This is a genomic window from Arthrobacter sp. TMN-49 (genome assembly GCF_054511095.1).
The window spans coordinates 1-24914 of the sequence record NZ_JBTNDH010000044.1 but is presented as its reverse complement, the minus strand read 5'-3'; the positions used below and the strand labels follow the sequence as shown (position 1 = coordinate 24914).

At 64.3% G+C, this 24914-nt stretch carries 17 protein-coding genes and 1 pseudogene; 9 read left to right on the top strand and 9 right to left on the bottom strand.

The features are described from left to right. Positions 1 to 99: 99 nt before the first annotated feature. Positions 100 to 2634, bottom strand: a complete 2535-nt coding sequence (locus ACX80E_RS15520) for a Tex family protein (protein WP_459302938.1) — start codon at positions 2632 to 2634, stop codon at positions 100 to 102. 113 nt (positions 2635 to 2747) lie between these two features. On the opposite strand from ACX80E_RS15520, the gene ACX80E_RS15515 reads away from it, so the two are divergent. Then, complete coding sequence (locus ACX80E_RS15515) at positions 2748 to 3386, top strand: VOC family protein (RefSeq protein WP_459302937.1); 639 nt, start codon at positions 2748 to 2750, stop codon at positions 3384 to 3386. A 153-nt stretch (positions 3387 to 3539) separates the two neighbouring features. On the opposite strand, the gene ACX80E_RS15510 is transcribed toward ACX80E_RS15515, so the two are convergent. Then, positions 3540 to 4379, bottom strand: a complete 840-nt coding sequence (locus ACX80E_RS15510; protein WP_459302936.1) for a CPBP family intramembrane glutamic endopeptidase — start codon at positions 4377 to 4379, stop codon at positions 3540 to 3542. Between the two features lie 79 nt (positions 4380 to 4458). Between ACX80E_RS15510 and ACX80E_RS15505 the strand changes: the two genes are divergently transcribed. From ACX80E_RS15505 to efeB, 4 genes are all read left to right on the top strand, one after another. Beyond that, positions 4459 to 5136, top strand: coding sequence for a histidine phosphatase family protein (locus ACX80E_RS15505; protein WP_459302935.1), 678 nt, complete (start codon positions 4459 to 4461; stop codon positions 5134 to 5136). A 127-nt stretch (positions 5137 to 5263) separates the two neighbouring features. Continuing rightward, the gene (gene efeU / locus ACX80E_RS15500) at positions 5264 to 6805 is read left to right on the top strand and encodes an iron uptake transporter permease EfeU (protein WP_459302934.1); all 1542 of its coding nucleotides are present in this window, start codon (positions 5264 to 5266) and stop codon (positions 6803 to 6805) included. Between the two features lie 97 nt (positions 6806 to 6902). Further along, entirely contained in the window at positions 6903 to 8135 is a 1233-nt protein-coding gene (gene efeO, locus ACX80E_RS15495) for an iron uptake system protein EfeO (RefSeq protein WP_459302933.1), read from the top strand. Continuing rightward, complete coding sequence (gene efeB, locus ACX80E_RS15490; protein WP_459302932.1) at positions 8135 to 9412, top strand: iron uptake transporter deferrochelatase/peroxidase subunit; 1278 nt, start codon at positions 8135 to 8137, stop codon at positions 9410 to 9412. Before efeO ends, efeB begins: the two co-directional genes overlap by 1 nt. Here efeB and ACX80E_RS15485 read toward each other — a convergent pair. The 5 genes from ACX80E_RS15485 to ACX80E_RS15465 all read right to left on the bottom strand — a co-directional run bounded on the left by ACX80E_RS15485 (position 9409) and on the right by ACX80E_RS15465 (position 14107). Continuing rightward, the gene (locus ACX80E_RS15485; RefSeq protein WP_459302930.1) at positions 9409 to 10200 is read right to left on the bottom strand and encodes a DeoR/GlpR family DNA-binding transcription regulator; all 792 of its coding nucleotides are present in this window, start codon (positions 10198 to 10200) and stop codon (positions 9409 to 9411) included. The two genes, efeB and ACX80E_RS15485, sit on opposite strands and share 4 nt — an antisense overlap. A gap of 37 nt (positions 10201 to 10237) precedes the next feature. Then, on the bottom strand, positions 10238 to 11089 hold the full coding sequence (locus ACX80E_RS15480; RefSeq protein WP_459302929.1) for a class II fructose-bisphosphate aldolase: 852 nt from the start codon (positions 11087 to 11089) through the stop codon (positions 10238 to 10240). A gap of 12 nt (positions 11090 to 11101) precedes the next feature. After that, complete coding sequence (locus tag ACX80E_RS15475) at positions 11102 to 12070, bottom strand: 1-phosphofructokinase family hexose kinase (RefSeq protein WP_459302928.1); 969 nt, start codon at positions 12068 to 12070, stop codon at positions 11102 to 11104. Further along, positions 12067 to 13059, bottom strand: coding sequence for an ROK family protein (locus tag ACX80E_RS15470; protein WP_459302927.1), 993 nt, complete (start codon positions 13057 to 13059; stop codon positions 12067 to 12069). The genes ACX80E_RS15475 and ACX80E_RS15470 overlap by 4 nt, the downstream gene beginning before the upstream one ends. A gap of 142 nt (positions 13060 to 13201) precedes the next feature. Then, positions 13202 to 14107, bottom strand: coding sequence for an SIS domain-containing protein (locus tag ACX80E_RS15465; RefSeq protein ID WP_459302926.1), 906 nt, complete (start codon positions 14105 to 14107; stop codon positions 13202 to 13204). Positions 14108 to 14443: 336 nt separating this feature from the next. Between ACX80E_RS15465 and ACX80E_RS15460 the strand changes: the two genes are divergently transcribed. After that, positions 14444 to 19843: an endo-alpha-N-acetylgalactosaminidase family protein gene (locus tag ACX80E_RS15460; RefSeq protein WP_459302924.1), complete on the top strand. Its 5400-nt coding sequence runs from the start codon at positions 14444 to 14446 to the stop codon at positions 19841 to 19843. Positions 19844 to 19939: 96 nt separating this feature from the next. Here the strand turns inward: ACX80E_RS15460 and ACX80E_RS15455 are convergent, their stop codons facing one another. Then, complete coding sequence (locus ACX80E_RS15455) at positions 19940 to 21160, bottom strand: amidohydrolase family protein (RefSeq protein ID WP_459302923.1); 1221 nt, start codon at positions 21158 to 21160, stop codon at positions 19940 to 19942. Between the two features lie 120 nt (positions 21161 to 21280). On the opposite strand from ACX80E_RS15455, the gene ACX80E_RS15450 reads away from it, so the two are divergent. Further along, entirely contained in the window at positions 21281 to 21835 is a 555-nt protein-coding gene (locus ACX80E_RS15450; protein WP_459302922.1) for an isochorismatase family protein, read from the top strand. 88 nt (positions 21836 to 21923) lie between these two features. Then, on the top strand, positions 21924 to 22568 hold the full coding sequence (locus tag ACX80E_RS15445) for a LysE family translocator (protein WP_459302921.1): 645 nt from the start codon (positions 21924 to 21926) through the stop codon (positions 22566 to 22568). Here ACX80E_RS15445 and ACX80E_RS15440 read toward each other — a convergent pair. Next, on the bottom strand, positions 22565 to 23659 hold the full coding sequence (locus ACX80E_RS15440; protein WP_459302920.1) for an NAD(P)/FAD-dependent oxidoreductase: 1095 nt from the start codon (positions 23657 to 23659) through the stop codon (positions 22565 to 22567). The two genes, ACX80E_RS15445 and ACX80E_RS15440, sit on opposite strands and share 4 nt — an antisense overlap. A 108-nt stretch (positions 23660 to 23767) precedes the next feature. Here ACX80E_RS15440 and ACX80E_RS15435 point away from each other — a divergent pair. After that, positions 23768 to 24741: pseudogene (locus tag ACX80E_RS15435) on the top strand (formylglycine-generating enzyme family protein). Positions 24742 to 24914: the final 173 nt, after the last annotated feature.

Genomic DNA, 24914 nt, shown 5'->3' with positions numbered 1-24914 from the left:
GGGGGAAGATAAGAGCGGGGGGGAGGGAGAGATTCCTACGTTGCGTCTCTCCAACCCCCCCTTCCCCTTCCCCCCCCCGGCGCTGTGGAGGCCGTTCGCTTACTTTCCTAAGCCCGCGCGGCGCAAAGCTTCGGCCATGGCGGTGCTGGCCGATGGTTGAGGTGTTGCGGGGCGTCCCGTACGGTCGCCACCTTGTCCCCGAGCACCCTGACCCTGCGCGCCGGGCTGCGCTCCCCCGGAGCGGGGCTGCCGGCCACCTTGAGGTGACGGCCGCCCTGCCGCCCGGGCAACGGGGGTGCGGGTGCCGGCGTCGATCCCCACCCGCTCCCCTGACTCGCGCGCTCGTCCGGGGCCCCTCGCGGGCGTGGGCCCTGCTTGGGCATCGGCGGCCTGATCGTCCAGGCGCAGGGTCAGGGAGATGCGTTTACGGTCGGGCTCCACCTCAAGCACCTTCACGCGGACCACCTGGCCGGATTTGACCACCGTGTGCGGGTCCGCGACAAAGGAGTTGCTCATGGCCGAGACGTGGACGAGCCCGTCCTGGTGAACACCAACATCGACGAACGCACCAAACGCCGCCACATTGGAGACGGTGCCCTCCAAGATCATGCCGGGGCGCAGATCGGTGATCCGCTCAATGCCCTCCGTGAACGTTGCGCTTTCAAAGCGGGGCCGCGGATCGCGCCCGGGTTTTTGCAGCTCGGTCACAATGTCAACCACCGTGGGCAGGCCAAAGGTGCCGTCCACAAAGTCCGCCGGGTTCAGCGCCGACACGGCACCCACTCCGGCAGAAATCTGGGTGGGCCTGGCACCCACCGCGGTGAGGATCTTGCGGGCCACGCCATACGCCTCCGGGTGCACGCTGGAGGCGTCCAGCGGCTCCGCTCCCCCGGTGATGCGCAGGAATCCGGCACATTGCTCGAACGCCTTGGGGCCAAGCCGCGCCACCTTGAGCAGTTCGCGGCGCTTGGCGAACGGGCCATGTTCGTTCCTGTGCGCCACAATGTTCTCGCTCAGAAGAGGCCCGACGCCGGCCACCCTCGCCAGGAGGGCTGGCGAGGCCATGTTCAGGTCCACGCCCACGGCGTTCACACAGTCCTCAACCACAGCATCCAGGGACCGTTCCAGCTTGGTCGGGGTGAGGTCGTGCTGGTACTGGCCCACGCCGATGGACTTCGGATCGATCTTCACCAGTTCCGCCAGCGGGTCCTGGAGCCTGCGGGCGATGGAGACGGCCCCGCGCAGGGAAACGTCCATGCCGGGCAGTTCGGCGCTGGCCAGCCCCGACGCCGAGTAGACCGAGGCGCCCGCCTCGGAGACCACCAGCTTGATGACCTGGCGCTCGGGGGCTGTGCGCTTAAGTTCGGCGACAAGTTCACCGGCCAACTTGTCCGTCTCCCGGCTGGCCGTTCCGTTACCGATGGCTATCAGTTCAACGCCGTGCTTGCTCGCCAGGGCCACCAGGGTGGCAAGTGCTTCGTTCCAGCGCCGGGCCGGCGCATGCGGGTAGATGGTCTCCGTGGCTGCGACCTTGCCGGTGCCGTCCACCACGGCAACCTTGACGCCCGTGCGCAGTCCCGGATCCAGTCCCAAGGTTGGGCGGTTTCCGGCCGGCGCCGCCAGGAGCACGTCGCGGAGGTTTGCCGCGAAGACGCGCACCGACTCCTCCTCGGCGCGCTGGAACAGCCGCACGCGCAGGTCAACCGAGAGCCGGGTCAGGATGCGGGTGCGCCACGCCAGGCGGGCACTGGTCATGAGCCAGCTGTCGGCTGCCCGGCCGGATTCGCCGATGCCCAGGGAGTGGGCCACGGCGTTTTCGTAGCGGGACCGGGCCAGTGCGGCGGCGTCCGCGTCACGGGTGTCGGCCTCGGCCAAATCCAGGCTGAGCACGCCGTCTTTTTCACCCCGCAACAGGGCCAAGACCCGGTGGCTGGGCAGCGTGTGCGGGGGTTGGGAGAAGTCAAAGTAGTCCTTGAACTTTTCGCCGGCCGCATCCTTTCCGGTTTTCACGCTTGAGCGCAGGCGCCCGGTTTTCCAGAGCCGCTCCCGGAGCTCACCCACCAGCGCAGCATCCTGGCCGGCCCGTTCAATCAGTATGGCGCGGGCTCCGGCCAGGGCGTCATCCGCTGTGGCAACGCCGCGGGCTGCATCAACGAAAGCGTCGGCCGCCACGGCGGGGAAGCGGGAAGGGTCGGCCAACAGGGCATCCAGCAACGGCTCCAACCCGGCCTCGCGGGCGGTGTCGGCCTTGGTCTTGCGCGTGGACTTGTACGGCAGGTACAAATCCTCCAGCTCCGACTTGGTGGCGGCAGCATCGACGGCATTGCGCAGCGCCGCAGTGAGCTTGCCCAGGCCGTGAATGGTCTCCAGCACGCTGGTGCGCCGGGCCTCCAGCTCGCGCAAGTACCGCAGCCGCTCCTCAAGGTCACGCAGCTGCGTGTCATCTAAGGTGCCTGTGACTTCTTTTCTGTACCGGGCAATAAAGGGGACGCTCGCGCCGTCGTCCATCAGGCCAATGGCGGCACGCACTTGCGCCGGCCGCACGGCCAGTTCGACGGCCAGGGCGGCACTGATGCGGGCCTCCGTGGCGGCGGCGGTGGGCAGGGTCAGCGGGGCGTTTCCAGTATCAGTCACGCTCCAATTCTGCCCCACCGGCGACGGCGCCGCATCCGCACAAGATCGCACGTCCTACGTGACTTAGGTAACACTAAGTCGAGCGTTGAGAAACAAAGTGCCAAGATGAACTCATGCGAATGGATCATGTTTCTTACGCCAGTGAATCAGATGGATTGGCTGCCACCACGGAGCGAATCGCGACAGCCCTCGGGGTCGATGCAGTGCGTGGTGGAATTCATCCGCGCTTCGGCACCCGCAATATGATTATTCCCCTCACTGACCACCACTATGTGGAGATTGTTGAGTGCCTTAATCACCCCGCCTCGGACAAGGCGCCGTTCGGTCAGGCAGTGAAGGCACGGTCCGCCGCAGGTGGCGGTTGGATGGGGTGGTGCGTCGCCGTTGACGATCTCACCCCGTTCGAGGAACGCCTGGGCCGCAGCGCCGTTCCGGGCAACAGGAAGTTCCCCGACGGCCAGGAATTGATGTGGCAGCAGATAGGCATCAAGGGCCTCATCGCCGACCCGCAGGTGCCCTACATGCTCAAATGGGAGGGCGACCCGGCCCTCCACCCGTCGCTGGCACGCGAATCCAATGTCAAGCTCTCCTCGCTGACCATCGCCGGCAGCGCCGAACGCGTCACCGAGTGGTTGGGCGAACCCGTCGAGGCGCCGCTGGATGACGTTGCGGTGGAGTGGATTGCCCCGCGCGGCACCCCCGGCATTATGAGCGTGACCTTCGAGACAGCGCACGGCCCGGTCACCATTTAGCGTTTGCGTTGAGCCAGCGACTCGAGCGGCACCCTCCCCTGGTGGGCGGGTGCCGTTCCCGTCTCCGGCCCGGATCCATGTGGCAGTTGTTGGACCGATTTCGTCGAGGAAAGCGCTAGGCGAGTTACAGGGATCGAGGAGGCGGGTGCGTGGCTAGCCGCCGAAGCCCAGGGCCGGGCCCAGCGTGAACGCCGCAATGTCTACCAGCGCGTGCGCGACCACAAGAGGTGCCACGCGCCCATACTTTCTGTAAATCCAGCAAAACAGCACCCCCATCAGGACGTTGCCCAGAAACGGCCCGAAACCCTGGTACAGGTGGTAGCTGCCGCGCAGCAGCGAACTCATCACGATGGCCGCCCAGGGGCTGAACCCGATTTTTTCCAGCCGCCCCAGCAGATACCCCACCAGGATGACCTCCTCCAGCACGCCGGCACGAATGGCGGAGAGCACCAGCACCGGAATGGTCCACCAGTACTGGTTCAAGGCGCTGGGGATGATCTCGGTGGTGATGCCCAGGGCTCGCCCGGCAGCATAAATTCCCAGCGACGGCACCCCAATGATCACCAGCAGTGCCAGCGCCCCCAGCCCGTCACGGAACGGGCGGCGCCAATCCAGCCCGATGCGCCGGAACACGGATTTCCCGGGTTCGGCGAGCAGGAAAAACACGAGCATGACCGGCACCAGGGCAAAGAAAATGTCCAGAAGCTGGTACGTCAGGTCAAAGAATTCACGGTTGTTACGGACAGCATTCAGAGTTGAGGTGCCCTGGGCAAGGGGGGCCCGGCTCATCGTGTCCAGCAGCGACACCACCGAGTACACGGCCGACTGCCCCAGCGAGAGTCCCAGCACCAGCAGCACCTCGACGATGAGCCGCCGCCGGGACCTGTTCCCCCACCCCTGCTGATCGACGCCGGGCACGGCACCTGAGGTGGGTGGGGCTGGGACACAAGGTCCGGCGTCGTGCGTGGAAACGGCGGGCACTGGTTCACTCATAGAAGCAATCATGCCCCGCCCCCGGGGCAAATGGTGCACGCGGGGCGCGCGCGGGAGGGGTGGGGTTAGGCTCTTCACTATGAGCGCGCCACGTAAGATCATCATGATCCGCCACGGACAGTCGGCGGCCAACGTTGACCAGAACCTGTACAACAGGATCCCCGACTACAGGATCCCGTTGACCGAGCTGGGGCTGGCGCAGGCCAAGGCGGCCGGGGAAAAGGTGCGGCGGCAGTTGGACGGGCAAAAAGTATGCGTCTATGTCTCACCGTATTTGCGGGCCTACCAGACCCTTGCGGCCCTGAATCTGGGGGATCTGGTGGAGCGGACCATTGAGGAGCCGCGGCTGCGCGAACAAGACTGGGCAAACTTCCAAAACCCGGCGGAGATCGCCGACCAAAAGGAACTCCGCAACGCCTACGGCCACTTTTTCTACCGGTTCCGTGAGGGCGAATCCGGTTCGGATGTGTATGACAGGGTGTCCTCGTTCATGGAGACCCTATACAGGCACTGGTCCAAACCGGACTACGCCCCCAACACCTTATTGGTCACGCACGGGCTGACGATGCGCTTGTTTTGCATGCGCTGGTTTCACTGGTCGGTGGAGTATTTTGAATCCCTGAACAACCCGGAGAACGCCGAGGTCCGCACCCTACTCAGGGCCGGGGAACAATACGCCCTGGACACCAACTTTGCCCAGTGGACCCCGGCCGATCCGTCCACGACTGTGCTGGACGCGCCTGACCTCAAGTGGTGAGGCGGATCACGCATTGCGCAACAGTTCACTGGCCTAATTGGTGCTTAGCGGCAGGCTAAGGGTAGCCTTGCCTGAGAGCCGAGGCACACCCCGGCTTGTAGCGTCAAGGGAATACCGGAGTATTTGGGTGCTTGCAACACTTGTCATCGGCCTGCGTGAAGGTCTCGAGGCCGCACTGATAGTGGGCATGATTGCCGCTTTTCTGCGTCGCAACGGCAGTTCCCTCAAGCACATGTGGCTGGGCGTTGGCGCGGCCGTTCTCCTGAGCGCCGTGGTGGGCATCGCCTTGGAATTGGTGTCGGCAGCACTCCCCCAGCAGCAGCAAGAGGCCATGGAAACAGTCATTGGTGCCGTGGCGGTGGTGATTGTGACGTTCATGATCCTGTGGATGAGCAAAAATGCCCGCTCCATGAAGTCCACCCTGGAAGCCCATGCCGGCTCAGCCCTGAAGGGCGGCTCCGTGCTTGCCCTGGCCGGCATGGCCTTTTTGGCCGTGCTGCGCGAGGGCATCGAAACGGCCGTCTTCATGGTGGCCGCCTTCCAGTCCTCGCTGAACCCGCTAAGTGCCGGACTGGGTGCACTGCTGGGGCTTGCCATCGCCGCCGGCGTCGGATTCCTGCTGTTCCGCGGGGCCATCAAACTCAACCTGGCCAAGTTCTTCAAGGCCACCGGCGTGTTCTTGGTGTTCGTCGCCGCCGGACTCGTCATGAAGTCGCTGCGCACGGCCCACGAAGCCGGCTGGCTCAACATCGGCCAGGACGCAACCGTGAACCTCACCTGGCTGGCCCCCAACGGCAGCGCCCGGGCGGCCATCCTCACCGGCGTGTTCGGCATCCCGAACGACCCCCGCGTGGTGGAGCTGCTGGGCTGGGCCCTGTACCTGATCCCCATGCTGGCCTTCATCTTGTGGCCGCGCAGCTGGCGGCCCAGCCCCGCAGCCTTGCCGCGCCTGCAACTCGCCGCCGCCGCAACGCTCAGCATTTCGGCCCTGGTGCTGGTTTTGGCCGCCCCCTTGGCCACCCCGGCCGCGCCCGCCGCGGAACGTTCGACGCCGTTGCTCACCTCATCCGGTCAGGCGTCGGGTTCGTTGCGGCTCGCCCCGGGCGAGGCAACAACACTTGAGGTGACATCCGCCGACGGCACCGAAGCCAGCTACCCGCTGACGAGCCACGGCACCGAGTCGCATGCCGGACGCACTGCTGCCGTCTACTCGGCGCAAGCATCCACGGCGGCCCAGGCCGAGCCCGCCAAGGTCTCGGTGGCGACGTTGAGTGAGCTCAACGGTGGCCGGACGCCGGTGGGCATCAGCCCCGCCAAGAACCCCGGCCCCTTTGCCGCCGACTGGAACCACTTGGGCAACATCACCGTGTGGCTTGTGAACAATAAAGTCATCGATGCCGTCAGCACCCAAGGCGCAACGCTGACCCTCAGCGGTGGCGGCCTGACCACCGCGCGCACCATCGCCGTGGCCGGTGAGGGCGGCTGGCATGTTCCCGAAAAGCATGTCAACGCCGTCGTCACCGAGCTGAGCAGTTTTGAATCCGCGGTGGCAGAGAACGTCCTCTACTCCCGCTACTTGCCGGCAGTGTTCGTCGTTGCCGCGCTGATGTTGTTCGGCACGGTCCGCCGCAATCGCCGCCAGCTGCTCATCACCGCACCCTCACCCTAATTCTGTTTCACCGTGGCTTGGCGCCGCACGCGCCAGCCACTTTGTGCCCCCAGTCTTTTTTGCTCGCCCCTCCCGCACCCCTTCCCGAAGGACACACATGTCTGCCTTGCCCACCCCCACCCTGCGCTCCAGGACAGCCGTGCTGCTCGCCAGCGCAACAGTGCTCACCCTCTCCCTGGCTGCTTGTGGCAGCGCAGCGCCCCAGGCCGACGCCGGCGCTCCCCAGGGTGATGCCGCGCCCGTCAGCAACGGTGCCGCCCAGATTGCTGTCAGCGTTGAAAAGGTCAACGGAGAAGATCAGTGCGTTCCGGATTTCTCCGCCGCCCCGGCAGGCCCCGTCACGTTCACCATCTCCAACAAGGACGCCTCGGGTGTCAGCGAAGTGGAACTGCTCAGCGACAAGCGCATCCTGGGTGAACGTGAGAACGTCATTCCGGGCTTGAAGGCGGTCAGCTTCTCGGTGACGTTGACGGGCGGCGAATACCAGCTCTACTGCCCCGGCGCCGTCACCGAAAACAAGCCGTTTACCGTCAAGGGTGGCGCCGCAACGGCGGCAGCCAATGGTGTCAGCGACAAGTTGAAGGAAGGCACGGACGGCTACGCCAAGTACGTTTCGGGCCAGGTGGACAGCCTGGTGCTGGCCGTTGCAGCCCTGCAAAAGGCCGTTGACTCCGGCGACGTTGCCGCCAGCCAAAAGGCGTACGCCCAAGCCCGACCGTTCTTTGAGCGCATCGAACCTGTCGCCGAGAGCTTCCCGGCCCTTGACCCAGCCCTCGACTTGCGTGTGGCCGACGTCGAACCCGGAACGGAATGGACAGGCTTCCACCCCCTGGAAAAGGACCTGTTTGAGGGCAAGTCCATCACCGCGAAGTCAAAGGCTTTGGCCGCTGGCATCGTGAAGAACGTGGGCACCTTGAAGTCGCTCACCGCTGAGCTGGAAGCCAAGGGTTCCTACAAGCCCGAGGAACTGGCCAACGGTGCCAGCGGCCTGCTCGAGGAGGTTCAGTCCTCCAAGATCACCGGAGAGGAAGAGGCGTACTCCAAGCTGGACCTGGTGGATTTCGCCGCCAACATTGAGGGCTCACAGCAGGCCTTCGAGTACTTGAAGCCGGCCCTGAAGGACATTGACGCAACGCTGAGCGAGCAGATCGCCACCCAGTTTGAGACAGTCACCACGGCCCTGGCCGGGTACAAGGATGGCGCAGCCCTGGGCGGTTTCAAGGCCTACACGGAAGAGCTGAAGAAGACCGACGCCGCCAAGCTCACGCAGTTGATCCAGTCGCTGCAGGCACCGTTGGCGAAGATTTCCGAGAAAGTGGCAACTGTCTAATGACTGAGCCCATTGGGCCGGCGGCAGGGGTTTCGCGCCGAAAGTTCTTTAGCGGATCCGCGGCGCTTGCCGGTGCCGGCGGCGTGGCGCTGGGTGTGGGCAGCGGCCTGGTGCCAGGTGCCGCCGTCCCGCCCGCCCCCTTGTCCGACGTCGAACGCATGGCTGGGCGGGCCACCCTGACCTACCCGTTTTATGGTGAGCACCAGGGCGGCATCGACACTCCCCCGCAGGACCATCTGGTGTTCACGGCCTTTGACGTGACCGCCACCAGCCCCACCGAATTGCAGTTGGTGCTGGCAAAGTGGTCCGCGGCCATGGCCGAGATGACGGCCGGCGCGCCAGTGGGCAAGGTGGAGCCGGGCCGGGAACATGCCATTCCCGGGGATACCGGCGAGGCCACGGACATGGGGCCGCAGGGGCTGACGCTCACGCTGGGCTATGGCCCGTCACTCTTTGATGAGCGGTTTGGCCTGGCTAAGTTCAAGCCCGCCGACTTTGCGCAACTGCCGGCCATGGCCGGGGAGTCGCTGAACCCGGCCCTGACGGGTGGGGACCTGTGCATTCAGGCCTGCGCCAACGACCCCCAGGTGGCCTACCACGCAGTACGCAACCTGGCGCGGATGGCACGAACCATGGTGAAGACCCGATGGACTGTGCTGGGTTTTGGGCGCGCCTCCGCCGGTGCGAATCAAACCACGCCGCGGAACATGATGGGCTTCAAGGACGGCACCCGCAATGTGAAGGGTGCCCAGGAGCTTGACCAGCAGGTGTGGGTGGGCGAGGAAGCCGGCCAGCCCTGGATGGTGGGTGGCAGCTACCTGGTGGCCCGCAAGATCCACATGCTCATTGAGACCTGGGACGAGGACACCATCGGGGACCAGCAGAGCATCTTTGGCCGCACCAAAGGTGAGGGCGCACCCCTTTCCGGCGGCAAGGAGCACGACGTCCCTGACTTCCACGCCACCGTTGCGGGGGCGCCGGTCATTGCCCCGGATTCCCACATGGCCCTGGTGGCTCATGAAAACAATGGCGGCACCAAGATCCTGCGCCGCGGCTACAACTTCACCGACGGGCTCGACGCGGTGGGGCGCCTGGACGCCGGCTTGATGTTCCTGAGTTTCCAAAGGAACCCCGAACAATTCGTGGCGCTGCAGCGCAAATTGGGCAGCTCCGACAGGCTCAACGAATACATCCGTCATGTGGGTTCGGGAGTATTTGCTGTTCCAGCGGGGCTCCCCGCGCCGGGCAGCTACTACGGCAAGGAGTTCTTCGCCTAGAGCTGGGGCGCCACAATCACGTTGGTGCCGGCGTTCCGGAACGCTTCAAGCTGCTCCTTGGTGATGCGGGAGTCGGTGATGAGGTTGCGGAAGTCGTGCTCCTCCATGGTGGCAAAGGCACGCTTGCCGATCTTGGATGCGTCGGCCAGAATGTAGGCCTCCGAGGCCCGCCGGGCCATGCGCGAATTCACCGAGGCCTCCCCCTCGTCACTGGTGGTGGGGCCGGCGCCGGGCTCAATCCCGTTGACACCGATGAAGGCGAAGTCCAGGGCCACCCGCTGCAACAACGAATCCGCGTAGGGCCCCACCAGCTCGTACGACCGCGGGTTGACGATGCCGCCGGTAACCATGATCTTAAAGTTGGGCCGGATGGCCAGTTGCGCGGCAATGTTGATGGCGTTGGTGACAACTGTCAGGGTTGGCCTGTTGGATTGCACCATCAAGTCTTCCCGCGTGGACAGCACCTGCGCCAGTGCCGTGCTGGTGGTGCCACCGCACAAGCCAATCACGGCACCCTTGGGGATCAAGGCACTGGCCGCGTGGGCGATCTGCTGCTTTTCTTCGGCATGGTCGTCGCGGTTGTACCTCCCCGGCAGGTCATAAGAAACAGAACCACTCGTGGCACCGCCGCGGGTACGCGTCAGCAGGCGCTCATTGGCCAGGGAGTCCAAATCGCGTCGAGCCGTTGCCGGGGAAACCCCCAGCTTGGCCACAATCTCATCGACTTCCACGTGGCCGTCGGCGGCCAGAATGTCCAAAATCGCTGTGAGCCGTTCAGTTCTGTTCATGTGTTTTCTCCCCGGGACGGCCCAGCGGCCATCGCGTTTAGTTATCCGTTTGACCGGCGCCGGCAAACAAGGTCAGCAACCGTGCAACTTCAGGGACCAGGGCCGCGCGTCCTGCACCCAAGTACTTACGTGAATCTACTACAGCAGGGTTGGCATCCAAGTACTCACGCACGGCGCGGGTGAAGAAACCATTCAAGTGTGTCGAGACGTTGATCTTGGTCATGCCTGCTGCAATCGCTGCCACAATGATCTCATCCGAGACCCCCGAGGAGCCGTGCAACACCAACGGCACATCCAAGGCCGCCTTCAACTCGGCAATGCGCACCAAGTTCAGTGCCGCGCTGCGCTCAGTCATGGCGTGCGAGGAACCCACGGCAACAGCTAAGGCGTCCACCCCGGTAGCCGCCACAAAGGCGGCCGCTTCGCTGGGATCTGTCAACACCCCGGGCGCATGAGCCCCGTCCTTGCCACCGACCCGGCCCAGTTCGGCTTCAACGTATACGCCGCGGGCATGGGCGTAGGCTGCCACCCGGGCTGTGACCTCAACGTTGCGGTCATAGTCGAAGTGGGCGCCGTCGTACATGATGGAGCCGAACCCCAAATCCACTGCCTCGTACGCCAGCGCCTCATCCTCGGCGTGGTCCAGGTGCACCGCCACGGGAACGCTTGCCTTGCTGGCGGCGGTCAGGGTTGCCAGCGCCACCGGTTCCAGCCCGCCGTGGAACTTGGCGCAGTTTTCGGAAATCTGCAAGATCACCGGGCGGCCCGCAGCCTCGGCCCCACCAATCAACCCCTCGATGGTCTCCAAGTGAATGACGTTGAACGCGCCCTGGCCAATGCCCGACTGGGCGGCAAGATTCATGATGTCGCGGGTATTTGTCAAAGCCATGAAATGTGCTCCTTAGTGGTCTGTCATGATCAGTTGTTGGGCCAGCTCGCTGTACCGCGGAGAAATCTCCCCGGCACCGGGCATGAGCACAGCTGCCGCGCTCCAGGAGGTGGCGGCGCGCAGAATCTCGCGCAGGTCATCCACCCCGTTGGCAAGGGCGACGGCGGCCGCGCTCACGGCTGCGTCGCCGGCACCCGTGGGGTTGCCGCTCAGCGCTGCCGGCAGTTTTGCTTGCAGGTAACGCCCGGGGGTGTCGGCACTGAAGGCCAGCATGCCTTCCTCGCCAACACTGACCAGCACACGTTTGGCCCCCAAATCCATGAGCGTGCGGGCAGCCCTGACAAGGTTACTCTCGCCAACGGCCTCCATCAGCTCGTGGTTGTTGGGTTTGAGCAGATCGGCACCGGCCTTCGCCGCCGCCAGAATGCCGTCCCCGGAGGTGTCAATAATGGCCGGCACCCCGGCAGCGTGGGCCAAGGCCACCAGCGCTGGGTAAAAATCCGCCGGCGCCCGCTCCGGCAGGGAACCCGAGCCGACCAGCACGCCCGGCTTGCGCACGCCGTCGGCCGTCTGCACGCCGCCAAGGTGCTCCACCACGGCAGCGCTCAGCGCCTGCCATTCGGTGCCGCTGAGGGCAGGGCCCACCTCGTTGAAAATGCTGGTGGTGTTCCCGTGCGCCGTGTCCACCAGGGCGATGGTGCGCCGGGTCTGCGCCGTCACCGGGACAAGGTGGTGCCCGATCCCCGCCGCCAGTAGATCGGCCCGCAGTTGCTCACCCGAGGCGCCGCCCGCTGTGGCGATGGCAAGCGTCGGGTGGCCCAGTTGTTGCGCCACCCGCGAGACGTTCAGGCCCTTGCCCCCGGCCCGGTACAGGGGTGTCGGCACGCGGTGGGAGGAGCCCAGGTGCACGCCGTCCACTGTGTAGGTGACGTCAACGGCCGGGTTCGGGGTGACTGTGAGAACTACATTGTTAGCAATCATGGCGCGTCCTTCTCCGTGGTGGGGCTGGCGGTCAGGCTGCGCGCCTTCAAGGCCGAACCGATGAGCCCGGCGTTTTCACCCAGGGCTGCGTGCACATACTGCGGGCGGCGGTGGAAGCTCAACAGCTCATCCACGCGCGCAGCCAACGGCTCAAAGAGCGCCGGGCCCGCCATGGACAGGCCGCCACCGAGGACAACAGTTTCGGTGCCAAGGAGGGAGACGCATTGGGCAACGCTGAAGGCGAGGGCGTTGATGGCGTCATGCCAGACGGTCTTCGCCGCCGCATCCCCGGCCGCCGCCAGCGCCATCACCTCACGGGCACCGGCCACGGCCGTGCCGGTGGTTTCGGTGTAGCGGCGGGCGATGGCGCCTGCGGAACCCAGGGACTCCAGGATGGCCAGGCCGCCATCGGGGCTGGGGACCATGGCGTGGCCGATCTCCCCCGCGTAGCCGCCGCCTGCCACCCGTTTGCCGTCGCACAAGAGCGCCCCGGCGATGCCTGTTCCGATCACCAGGATGAGCACATCGCTCTTGCCCACGGCCGCGCCGAGACAGAATTCAGCCTCACCGGCCATGCCGACGTCGTGCCCGAAACCGACGGGCAGGCCCAGAGCCTGCGTCAGCGTCGCCGTGAAGGGGAAGTCCCGCCAGCCCAAGTTGGCCGAGTAAATGCCAATGCCGGCATCCTCGTCAACAATGCCAGGAACGGTGACACCAACGGCGCAAATGTTCAGCTGCGGGTGGCTGGCCCGGTAGTCGGCTGTCAACTCAACAATTCTGGCGCACACGCTTTCGCCGGAGCGGGCCCCATCGAGCGGGGTCCGGTGGCGTTGCAGATCACGGACCACAACATTGCCGTGGCGTGGATCGCCCAGGATCACACCGACCTTCATGTCGGTGCCGCCGACGTCAAAGGCCAGGACGGCGTCGGTGGTGACGTTCGTGGGCAGTGCAACGGATTCGCCCGCACGGTTGCTCAAGGTATTCATGACGGTAATTTCTTTTTAGAAGGCAAAGCCGGTGGCAGTATCTACTGCGGGCCGTTGTTCAGGGACAAACGTTAGGCACGCCACGTCGTTGCGAAGTGGCGTGCCTAACATGTTAGCCAGAATTCAGGCTAACGGCGGAAATTTAGTCGTCCAGGATCACCGAGCGGGTGAGGTTGCGTGGCAGGTCCGGGTTCATGCCGCGGGCGCGGGCGCGTTCGAGGGTGACACGGTGCACGCGGGCCAGCTCAGCCAGCGGGTGCATGGTGGTGTTGATGTACAGCGCACCTGTCTTGGCAACGTCCTTGTCCAAGCCTTCGGGCTGATCGCCAAACATCCAGGTGACGCGGTTCGGGGCGGCGATGGAGATGGGTCCGTGGCGGTACTCCTTGGCGGGGTAGGACTCGGTCCAACCCTGCACGGCTTCCCGCATCTTCAAACCGGCCTCGTGGGCCAGCCCGACAGTCCAGCCAGTGCCCAGGAAGGTGAACTGTTCGGCGTCGATCAGTTCCTGCTCAACGGGAGCAATGACACTGGACTTGGCATCCTCAACGGCTGCGCTCAGGTCCACGCCAACGCTTGTCAGCAAGTACGCCAATGCTGTGGTGGCGAAACGGGTCTGCACCACTGACTGCTCATCGGCGTACGGCAGTTCCACAACGGCATCGGCCAGGGTCATGATCGGGGAGGTAATGTCACCCACCAGGGCAACTGTGCGCACTGTGCCCTTGATGGCCGTGAGAATTTCAAGCACCTCGGTCGTTGTGCCCGAGCGGGTGATGGCAACCACCGCGTCATAGCCACGCTCGGCACCCAGGAATGCTTCGGAGGCGGCGAAAGCGTCGGTGACACCCTTGCCGGCACTCTCGCGGGCCGTGGCGTAACTCTGGGCCATAAACCATGACGTCCCGCAACCAATCACTGCCACGCGCTGACCGTCTGCAGGCAGCAGCTTCTCACTCTTGGCCTGGGCAATTGCCTGCGCCCACACCTCGGGCTGACTGGTGAGCTCGGCGTCCATGAAAGGGCCAAGTTGGGTGTTTTCGCTCATGCTGCGCATTCTCCTTAGTTAGGGGCTTCAGCGGTACCATCTGCCAGCCAACTGAAGCACTCCGGCTTACGCACAATCCTAGCACATAGTGATCACATTAGCGGAGAAAACGTCACAATCAATCACTTGACTGGTGCGGCCCGCGGCCCCGGTTGCGCAGAGTCTTAATATTTCCACCCTTGCGCGACGGGTGACACTTGGGCACAATAATGTAATGTTATGCATAACAGTGTGAGCTGGGTCATGCTCGGCTCGGCCAACACTGCCAGCCGCATCACACCAACAAGTGCGCAGACCGCCACTTGGACCATGAAAAAGTTATTCAAGGAGCTCTTGATGTCACTCGCTCGACACCAACGCACGTGGTTAGGGATAGGAATCGCCGGCGCCGTCATGGCCGGCACCGTCGTCCCCCTCGCCGCGGCCATTCCTGCCGTCGCTGCAGATGCATCGGCGGTGATCACCTCCGGAACGTTGTCCGTTGAGGTGTCCACCGCGTTCCCCCAGGCCTTGAAATACACGCTCGCCGGAAAGACCGTGATGGGCGCCACAGCTGTCGCCACCAAAATGCGTCTCAACGGCACCGACCACGACGTCACGGTGACATCCACCGTCAACGCCGACGGCCAGTCGATCGACTACAACATCACGGTGCCGGCCATGGCCGGGGTGAGCATGAAAGCCAAGCTCTCGGTGGCCAAGAACGTGTTGTCGTTCAACATCACCGAGATCAAGGAAACGGGCACCGACAAGGTCAACCGCATCCAGATCATGGATCAGGACCTTGTCACCCTCTCCTCCGCTGAGGCAGGTGCTGCCGTGGCCACGGCAGTGGTCTCCACCGACCGTGCCGTTTCGGGCGACACCATCACCGCCGTGACCACCGCAACGGCCGTTGATGCTGCCGCGAAGACGTCGATGGTGGCCATCGCCAACAATGCCGCGTTGGCCGCAGGTTTTGAGAGCAATTCGCTATACGACGGCGCGTGGTCCACCGCCGACAACACCCTGGCTGCCTCCGAGCGTGGCCGTTTCTGGCGCCAAGTCAAGGCCGACGGCGCCAACAAGAAGGTGGGCATCTCCTCGGGTGCCTGGCTGTACCGCGCCAAAGGTTCCACCGAGACCGAGCCCCTCCCCGAAGCCAAGGTCATCATCACAGCCGACGCCAACGCCGACGGAACAGTCAACTGGCAGGACGGCGCCATCGCCTCCCGCGACATCCAGTACAAGCCCAAGGGCTGGGAAGATGTCAAGAACCGGGTGGTGCAAAACATCCCCTTTAACTTTGCCAGCCAGGCCACCAACCCGTTCCTGCGCACCCTTGACGATGTCAAGCACACAGCCCTGGCCACGGACGGTTTGGGCCAGTATTCCCTGCTGAAGGGCTTCACCTCCGAAGGCCACGACTCGGCCAACACCGACTTCAGCGGCAACTGGAACGAACGCGCCGGTGGCATCAAGGACATGAACTCCCTCCTGGTGCAGGCCAAGGAATACGGTGCAACGTTCAGCGTGCACATGAACAACACCGAGGCTTACCCGGAGTCTATGGCCTTCAGTGACACGTTCATTAAGCAGCCTCCGGGAAAGGGCTGGAACTGGCTGGAACAGTCGTACTACATCGACCAGCGCCGCGACGTGCTCTCGGGAGATCAGAACAAGCGCATTGAAGGCTTGGACCAGGCCGCCGATGACAACCTGAGCGCAAACTACATTGACGTGTACTACGAGTCCGGCTGGGTTGGTGAGCGCCTCCAGCGCAGCATCATGGACAACGGCTTCTCGGTGTCCTCCGAGTTCGCCAACTCCATGGTGCGCAACAACACCTGGTCCCACTGGGCCGTGGATGAAAAATACGGTGGAAGCACCCTCAAGGGCTGGAACTCGGAGATTCTCCGTTTTGCCCAGAACACCCAGCGTGACATTTGGAATCCTGACGCCCGTCTGGGCACCCAGCACATCATTGAGTGGCAGGGGTGGACCGGCCAGAACGACTACACCAAGTTCCTTAAGAACGTGTGGGACAACAACGTCCCGGTGAAGTTCCTCCAGCAGCAGGAAATCAAGACGTGGACGCCCGAGGCGATCACGCTGGAGAACGAGCTGAGCGTTACGGGAACCTCGCTGGAGAACCGGATCATCACCCAGAACGGCGTGAAGGTCCTTGACGGCCACAACTACCTCCTGCCGTGGGCCAGCGAGATGGTGCAGTTCGGCGAAACCGCCACCAATGACACCAACAAGCAAACCAAGCTGTACAACTACAGCCTCACCGGCGGGGCTCAGACGTGGACACTGTTACCGGAATTTGCCAACCAGACCTCCTTGAAGCTCTACGAGCTCACGGATCAGGGCCGCACATTTGTCAGCGACGTGGCTGTGACCGGGGGCAAGGTCAACTTGAACCCGAAGGCCAACACAGCCTATGTGCTGGTTCCCACCACACCGTTGGCCACCACACCTGCCATCTCAGCAGCTGAGACCGTCATCCCCAACGCCAGCACCAACTGGGGCTACGGCCATGGCGTGAACGATCCCGGCTTCAACTCCGGCTCCCTGGCGCCCTGGAACCCGCAGGGCAACGTCACTCTTGCGCGTTCCGCCAAGGGCCTGACAGCAGCCCGCCTGGGCGACGGGGCTGCCAGCATCACCCAGACTCTCGGTGCACTGAATAAGGGCACATACTCCGTCAGCGCGTGGCTTGAAATCGATCCCACCCTGACCAGCGAAGAAAAGTTCCCGCGCGGCAAACGTGACACCACAGTCAGCGCCACCGTGCCCGGGTCCCCGGCAGTCACCAACACCATCAACTCCTCCAGCCTGTTCAACACTGTTGCTGGCGACCAGAAGAACCGCACCTTCACCCAGCGTGTGAGCGTTCTGGTGGCGGTGAAGAATGATGGTGACAAGCCCGTCTTGAAGATCTCCGCCGGCACCGGCAGCACTGCCGTCCTGGTTGATGACGTTCGCGTGGTCGAGACCACAAAGGTCACGGCAGCCGACGTGGTCACCGGAGCCACACCCAGTGGTGTGGTTCTTGCCGAGGACTTTGAGGACGTCGACCAGGGCTGGGGCCCGTTTGCGAAGGGCGATGCCGGCGACGTCACCGATCCGCGCACGCACCTTGCCCCGATCCACGCACCGTTCACCCAGAAGGGCTGGAACGGCAAGGTCATGGATGATGTTTTGGACGGCAACTTCTCCCTGCACGCCCATGAGGAGAACGCTGGCCTGGTGTACCGGACCACCCCGGCAACCATGCCCTTCAAGCCCGGCCACGACTACGAAGTCTCCTTCAACTACCAGTCAACCAAGGCCAATGAGTACTCCTGGGTTGGCGGCTATGACGGAACAGCGGGTGCGGTCCAGACGCAGTCAACACCGTTCCCCACCACCCACGAGACAACTCGCTGGGTACAGAACTTCACAGCCAGCGCCTGCGGCGACAGCTACGTTGGCTTGTTGCGCACGGGGTCTACGGCATCAGATTTGTCCCTGGACAACCTGCAGATCCGTGACCTGGGTGAATCATCCACCACCCCGGCCTGTGCCCAGCTGTCGGTTACACAAACCGGACCCATCATTGAGCAGGGCACCGACAATGAGTTCACCACCACCTTGGTCTCCAATGAGCCCGCCGCCGTGTCCAACGCGGCAGTGACGCTGAAGCTGCCCGCTGGCTGGACGGCAACACCGCTCACCCCGGCAACTGCTACAACCCTGGCACCGGGTGCGAAGCTCATCACCCGGTGGAATGTTGTTGCCCCGGCCTCCGCCGACGGCAACTACAACGTCACGGCAAACTCCGTGTACACCACCACCGTTGACCCGATTGGTGAGCGCAAGGCGGAATCCACCGTGGGTGTTTACACCATGCCACACCCGCCCACGCAGGACACCTACGCCTCTGACATGCAGTGGATTGGCACCCCGGCCAACGGTTGGGGACCTGCCGAGAAGGATCTGACCAACGGTGAACAGGGCGAGAAGGACGGCCCGGCCATCATGCTTGACGGCAAGGTCTACAACAAGGGCCTTGGCGTTCACGCGGCCTCGAGTGTCAAGTACTTCGTTGGCGCCCAGTGCTCGAACTTCTCTGCGGTCATTGGTATCGATGATTTCCAGGCGACCCGCGGATCTGTCATCTTCAAGGTTCTTGGCGACGGCGTGGAACTCTACAACTCCGGCGTCCTGACAGGCGCCTCGGCGGCGCTGCCCATCAACGTCGACCTGAAGGGTGCCAAGTACGTTGACTTAGTTGTTGATCCCAATGGCATCAACGGCAATGACTGGGCTGACTGGGCAGATGCCAAGTTCAGCTGCTCCGACGATGCACCCGCACTTGCTTTGGCCCCTGTGGTTACCCCCGGCGGGCCACTGGAGCAAGGCAAGAGCTACAGAGTCACTGTGGGTGACTTGAAGTCCGCCACGGAGGCCATCTTCTCCCTCGGCAGCACCGAACTGGGCAAGGCCACCGCCACTGCAACAGGTGTTGCAACGTTCACGTACAACGTTGCAGCCGATGCCGCCGTGGGCGCTGGCACCATCAGTGTTTCCGGCACCGACAGCAACGGCAAGGCCGCCACAGGCTCCGTGGCCATCAGCACCGTGGGCACACCGCCCGATGCACCCACCAAGGACACGTTCGCCAGCGACCTAGACTTCGTGGGCACGCCTGTGAACGAATGGGGACCGGTTGAGCGTGACCTGAACAACGGTGAAGACGCCGAGGGCGATGGAACTCCCATCACCCTTGACGGCAAGGTTTATCCGAAGGGTCTTGGTATTCACGCCGATTCCAGCATCCGCTACTACCTTGGCGCCCAGTGCACCAACTTCAGCGCAGTGGTTGGCATTGACGACGCAAAGTTGCCCAAGGCGCACCGCGGCAACGTGGTCTTCACAGTTGTGGGGGACGGCAAGACTCTTGCCACGTCCCCGCAGCTGACTGTTGACAGCGACGGGTATACCTTCGATGTTGATGTCACGGGTGTCCGCTACATCGATCTGAATGCGGCGAAGATTAAGGTTGCCGGCTTGAACGGTGACGAGTGGGCCGACTGGGCGGATGCCAAGTTCAGCTGCACCGCCGCGGTCCCGACGGCGACGCCTACGGTAACCCCGAGCGCAACACCGAGCGCCACGCCGTCAGCAACACCGAGCGCCACGCCGTCAGCTACGCCGACGACCACGCCTTCGGTAACGCCGAGCGCAACACGTTCAGTAACGCCGTCGGCCACGGCGTCGGCCGTTCCCACCAACACCACCAGTGGCAGCCTGAGCGCAGCAACTGTGGCACCGGGCGGGAAACTGACCATCACGGGGCGGAACTTCAAGCCCGGCACCAAGGCAACGTTCACGCTGCACTCCGACCCGGTCCTGTTGGGCACCTCGGTCGTTGCTAAGGACGGCACAGCTACATTGACCGCCAAGCTGCCCGCCAACGTTCCTGCTGGCAAGCACACAGTAGTCATTGCCGGCACCAGCGCCGAGGGCAAGCCGGTCGAGGTCAGCCTTGCACTGACAGTCACCGGCGCCGCCGTCAGCCAGCCCGCCAGCCAGCCAGCCAGCGCGGGAGCTGCCACAACAACTGCCGCAACAACTGCAAGCAATGGGGATGGAAAACTCTCCAACACCGGCGCCAACGGGGTCCTTCCGATCCTGGGCGTCGCCTTGCTGGCCTTGTTTGGTGGTGCAGCAACCATGTTGGTTCGCCGTCACCGCAGGCATGGCTAAGGACCCAACCCCCTAATAACTAACCCGCAGAAAACGCCGAGAATCTCATGAAAATCATGAATTTTCGCCGTTTTCTGCGGGTTAGTTGTTTAAACGCTAAACTTCGCGGACCCCTGCCCGCCACACAGCTGCCGTCAGGGGAATGCCCGGGCGGTACGCCAGATGCGTGGCCGAGGGCGCCTTGAGCATGTGCAGGTCAGCCCGGTGCCCCACAGCCAAGGAGCCCACGGCCCGCCGGCCGTCCTCATCGGCCCCCGATTCCCGGCCCAGGGCCAGTGCTCCCCCGTACGTTGCCGCACGCACAGCCTGGTGCACGCTCAGGCCCATCTGCAGCACGGCGGTGGTCACGCAAAACGCCATGGATGAGGTGTAGGAGGTGCCCGGATTGCAGTTCGAGGCAATGGCAATCTGCACCCCGGCATCCACCAGTTGCTTGGCGGGGGCCAGCGGGGCCCGGGTGGAGAGATCGCAGGCCGGCAGCACTGTGGCCACAGTTCCGCGCACACCGCCGCTGCCGGACGGCGCGGAGGCATCCCAACCCGACCACGACTGCGCCAGCAGGGCCACATCCTGATCAGTCACAAAGTTCACATGGTCCACGCTGGCCGCCGCAAACTCCACGGCCAGCTTGACGCCGTCGCCGTGGCCGAGCTGGTTGCCGTGGACCCGCAGCCCCAAGCCCGCGTCACGGCAGGCCGCCAGCACGCGTCGGGACTGTTCAGGGTTGAAGGCGCCACGCTCACAAAACACGTCGGCCCAGCTCACGTACGGCCGCACGGCGTCGAGCATCTCGGTGCACACCAGCTCCGTGTAGGCGTCGGCATCCATGCCCGCCGGGACCAGATGGGCGCCCAGGTAGGTGACTTGGTCGGCCACGGTGGAGGCGATGCGGGCGCTGCGCCGCTCATGCTCCACGTCCAGGCCGTAGCCAGTTTTCGTTTCCAAGTACGTGGTGCCCTGCGACACCGCTTCCGCTACCCGGCCCATGGCCATGCGGGTGAGGTCGTAGTCGCTGGCCGCGCGGGTGGCGTTCACCGAGACGGCAATCCCGCCGGCACTGTAGCTCTCCCCCGCCATGCGTGCCTCAAATTCGGCCGTCCTGTCCCCGGCGAAGATCAGGTGGCTGTGCGAATCCACCCAGCCCGGCAGCACCGCCCTGCCCTGCGCGTCGGTGACCGTGTCGGCGGCAGGAGCGTGCCCGGCGTCGCCAATCCACGCAATCCGCTCCCCCTCCAGCACCACCGCCGCGTTGCGCACGGTGCCCCGCTCGCTGTCCTGTGTCATCAATTCGCCGATGTTGGTGATCAGTTCGCTCATGCCCTTAGCGTACGACGTCGGACAGTCACCCCAGGTGCCCACGCTGCGGCGGGCGTCTGGCATGGCAGACACCGCCCGCTTGCCCTAGTCAGGTGCGGCGCTGCATGAAATACTCCTTGGATGAGCCAGCCCAATGAGCGTCCCGGAACTGCCTTGTTGATCATCGACCTGCAAAAGGATGTGCTGGCACCTTGTTTTGACGTCTCCGGGGTGCTGGCCCGCACCGCGGTGCTCATCGGCCGGGCCCGTGCGGCGCAGCTTCCCGTCATCTTTGTCCAGCATGAGGAGCCGGAGATGCCGCGGCACAGCAGCGGCTGGGAACTTGAGCCCTCCCTGCCCGTGCAAGAAGGCGACCCGCTGGTGTTCAAGAGCTACCGGGATTCCTTTGAGGGCACCACGCTCACGGCGGAGTTGGAGCGCCTCAACGTTGGCCGGCTGATCGTGGCCGGGGCGCAGTCTGACTACTGCGTGCGCACCACAGCCCACCGTGCGGCCATCGACGGTTACGATTTTGTCCTGGTCAGCGACTGCCACACCACCGAGGACACCGAATTTGGCGGGGTTGCTGTGACGGGCGAACAGATCGTGGCGCACACCAACCAGTACTTTAGCGGCCTCGATTACCCGGGGCGCAGCTACGGCATCGCCACGCACCGTGCAGTGACCCTGTCCTAGGAACGCAGGCACCGCCAGAGTCTGGCAGGGCAGACCCGGTCGGCAGGGGTCGCCTTGCTGGGCACCTCCAGAGCTGACAATGGTTGTCATGACTGCTGTTTCCCTGTTGGCCTTTGCCGGCCTGTGCCTCATGCTTTCCCTGATTCCCGGCCCCGACACCGTTCTGGTGCTGCGCATCTCCTTGAACCGTGCCGGCGCCGGCATTGCCGCCGCCACCGGATCGGGCGTGGGTGCGCTGGTGTGGGCTGCGTTGGTGGGCGTTGGCCTGGCCGCCATCCTGGAACAGTCGGCCGAAGTGTTCCGGTGGTTGAAGATTGCCGGCTGGCTGTACCTGCTCTACCTTGGCGTGTCCTCATTCCTGAAGGCCGGCAAGGCTGCCAAGGAAGGCATGGCCGCCGAAAACGACGGCCAGCAGCCTCTGCGCTACAGCACCAAGGCGGCCTTTGCCTCGGGCCTGGTCTCCACGCTACTTAACCCCAAGGTTGGCCTGTTTTACTTGGCCGTGGTGCCGCAGTTCATCCCGCATGGCGGCAACACCCTGGGCATGGCCATGATCCTTGGCCTGATCCTTGCCGTGATTGGCACCTTGTACCTGACTGTCATTGCCTTTGTGGCATACAAGGCCATGACATGGTTGCGCAAGCCAAAGGTCAACTCGCTCATTGAACGCATCAGCAGCGGCATCCTGGCCGTGCTGGGCGTGGGCGTCGTGGCCTCCGGCGCCGCCAGCTAAGACTCGACCAGTCCGGCCCGTTGCGGGCTCAAGGCTGCCGCAAGTGAGGCGTCGCCAGCTGCCGGTTCCCCCAGGAAAAGTCCGGCAGCCACGGTAGCCAGGGCCGCCGACGTTTGAATGCCATAGCCGCCCTGCCCGGCCAGCCAAAAAAAGCCCGGCACGACGCCGTCGAAACCCACTACCGGCAGGCCGTCGGCCGGGTGGGTGCGCAGTCCCGTCCATGAACGTGCGACGCCGGTAATTCCCAAGCTGGTCACGGCGTCAATGCGGAGGATGAGTTCGGCGATGTCGCCCTCCACCACCTCGGCGTCCCCAGGCGCGGTGGGCACGGACTCGCACGGGGAGATCAGCAGTTGTTCGCCGTCGGGCCGGTAGTAGTAGGACTCATCGGCGGGCTCCACCATGGGACCTGCGGGATTGGCCGGGGTTGCTGTGGAGACTATGGCCACGCTGCGCCGGTGCGGAACCAGGCCGCGGGGGCGCACCCCAAACACGGCCGCCACCGGGTCAGCCCACGCCCCGGCAGCGTTCACCACGGTGGCAGCCGTGATTTTGTGCTCCCCGGCCACCACCACAAAACCGCTGCCGTGGGCGGTGGCAGCGGTGACCGGCGCCCCGGTCAGCACCACGGCACCGGCTGCAACAGCGTGGCTGCGGTAAAACTCCACCAGTGACGGCACATCCACCTCCATGGCCGTCTCATCCAGAACGGCTGCCGCGAAGGACTCCGGTCGTAAATCGGGGCTGAGCCTCATGGTTTCGCGGTGGGTGAGCGGGATCAGCTTCGAATCCCCGGCCACGAGGGCCTTGACCTGCGCCACGGAGCCAAGAGTGATCAGGGGCCGGGGCTTGAGGATGGGTGATGCCAGGCTCGCGGAAATCTCCCCGACCATGACAATGCTGCGTCGGGTCAGTTCCTGGATGGCTGGCGGGCCGTAGCTTGGCTGCATCTGCCGGGCTGATCGCGAGGAGCTGTGAAACGCCAGCGCGTTCTCGGCCTCCACCACAACCACCGACACCGACGGGGCCAACCGCCAGGCCAGGGATAGTCCGGCAATCCCGCCACCAATGATCACAACGTGCGCATCCATGGCGCCATCTTGACACACTGTGTGCCCCCGCCGCCAACTCACGACGGACACATAGACTGCAAGGAATTCACTGCTTGCCCACTGAGATTCCCCGTGCAAAGAGAGTCCATGTCCGGTTGTTGCAGTCCCGCCGGCTGGCCCGAACTTCACACCCACACCCCGGCGGCCCCGCAGACGTTTTCGCTGAGTGTCCCGCCGCGCCAGGCAGGCGCCGTTCAGGACGAGGTCTCGATCCCGGTGGGCACTTTTGCCATGGGCGATCCCTTTGATGAGGGGTACCCGGCCGACGGCGAAACCCCCGTTTACCAGGTGGAGGTCTCCGCGTTTAGCATCGACACCGCCGCCGTCAGCAATGCCGCCCTTGCGGCGTTCGTTGACGCCACAGGACGGAGTCCGAGGTCTACGGCACCTCGGCCGTGTTCCACTTGGCCGTTCGGGCTGAGAAGGGCGATATTCTAAGCACCGCAGGCGGTACGCCGTGGTGGCTCAATGTGCGCGGTGCCGACTGGGCCCACCCCACCGGAGCACTGTCGTCGTGGCAGAACATCCCGGACCACCCCGTCACCCAGGTTTCCCACGACGACGCACTAGCCTATTGCGCGTGAGCCGGGCGCGCACTGCCCACGGAAGCCCAATGGGAGTACGCCGCCCGGGGCGGGCTGACGCAAGCCCGCTACCCGTGGGGTAATGAACTGCACGGGACCGATCCCGACGGCGGGACGCGCCACCACTGCAATATTTGGCAGGGCACCTTCCCCACCCAGAACAGCTGCGCGGACGGTTTCCTCATCACGGCACCGGTGGACAGCTTCGAGCCGAATGGATGGGGGCTGTACCAAACCAGCGGGAATGTGTGGAAGTGGTGTGCGGACTGGTTCCTGCCCAAGTACTACAAGGGTTGTCTGGCCCAGGGCACGGTGCTGGACCCCGCAGGGCCCACGATGGGCCGCGGCAGGGTCATGCGCGACGGTTCGTACCTGTGCCACGACTCCTATTGCAACCGTTACCGGCTCGCAGCCAGGAGCTCCAATACCCCCGACTCCGCCAGCGGCAATCTGGGCTTTAGGACTGTCGCGGCCTAGTCCCGCCCAATCTGTGTGGCAGTTATTGGACGCCGAAAGCGCTTACATTCCCGGATTGATCCTGTTATGTCGCATACCTTATTGGACGGTTCTGTCTCGGACCTTCGTAGACACTATGTCTCATACCCTCGTGGACAGTTGAGGGGTTTTGCTTGTGAGTTGTGAGTAAAACA

What these genes read in the sequence shown, in the direction of transcription:
- ACX80E_RS15515 (WP_459302937.1), top strand. Translation starts at nt 2,748, where the DNA reads ATGCGAATGGATCATGTTTCTTACGCCAGTGAATCAGATGGATTGGCT.
- ACX80E_RS15510 (WP_459302936.1), bottom strand. Translation starts at nt 4,379, where the DNA reads ATGAGTGAACCAGTGCCCGCCGTTTCCACGCACGACGCCGGACCTTGT.
- ACX80E_RS15505 (WP_459302935.1), top strand. Translation starts at nt 4,459, where the DNA reads ATGAGCGCGCCACGTAAGATCATCATGATCCGCCACGGACAGTCGGCG.
- efeO (WP_459302933.1), top strand. Translation starts at nt 6,903, where the DNA reads ATGTCTGCCTTGCCCACCCCCACCCTGCGCTCCAGGACAGCCGTGCTG.
- efeB (WP_459302932.1), top strand. Translation starts at nt 8,135, where the DNA reads ATGACTGAGCCCATTGGGCCGGCGGCAGGGGTTTCGCGCCGAAAGTTC.
- ACX80E_RS15485 (WP_459302930.1), bottom strand. Translation starts at nt 10,200, where the DNA reads ATGAACAGAACTGAACGGCTCACAGCGATTTTGGACATTCTGGCCGCC.
- ACX80E_RS15480 (WP_459302929.1), bottom strand. Translation starts at nt 11,089, where the DNA reads ATGGCTTTGACAAATACCCGCGACATCATGAATCTTGCCGCCCAGTCG.
- ACX80E_RS15475 (WP_459302928.1), bottom strand. Translation starts at nt 12,070, where the DNA reads ATGATTGCTAACAATGTAGTTCTCACAGTCACCCCGAACCCGGCCGTT.
- ACX80E_RS15470 (WP_459302927.1), bottom strand. Translation starts at nt 13,059, where the DNA reads ATGAATACCTTGAGCAACCGTGCGGGCGAATCCGTTGCACTGCCCACG.
- ACX80E_RS15465 (WP_459302926.1), bottom strand. Translation starts at nt 14,107, where the DNA reads ATGAGCGAAAACACCCAACTTGGCCCTTTCATGGACGCCGAGCTCACC.
- ACX80E_RS15460 (WP_459302924.1), top strand. Translation starts at nt 14,444, where the DNA reads ATGTCACTCGCTCGACACCAACGCACGTGGTTAGGGATAGGAATCGCC.
- ACX80E_RS15455 (WP_459302923.1), bottom strand. Translation starts at nt 21,160, where the DNA reads ATGAGCGAACTGATCACCAACATCGGCGAATTGATGACACAGGACAGC.
- ACX80E_RS15450 (WP_459302922.1), top strand. Translation starts at nt 21,281, where the DNA reads ATGAGCCAGCCCAATGAGCGTCCCGGAACTGCCTTGTTGATCATCGAC.
- ACX80E_RS15445 (WP_459302921.1), top strand. Translation starts at nt 21,924, where the DNA reads ATGACTGCTGTTTCCCTGTTGGCCTTTGCCGGCCTGTGCCTCATGCTT.
- ACX80E_RS15440 (WP_459302920.1), bottom strand. Translation starts at nt 23,659, where the DNA reads ATGGATGCGCACGTTGTGATCATTGGTGGCGGGATTGCCGGACTATCC.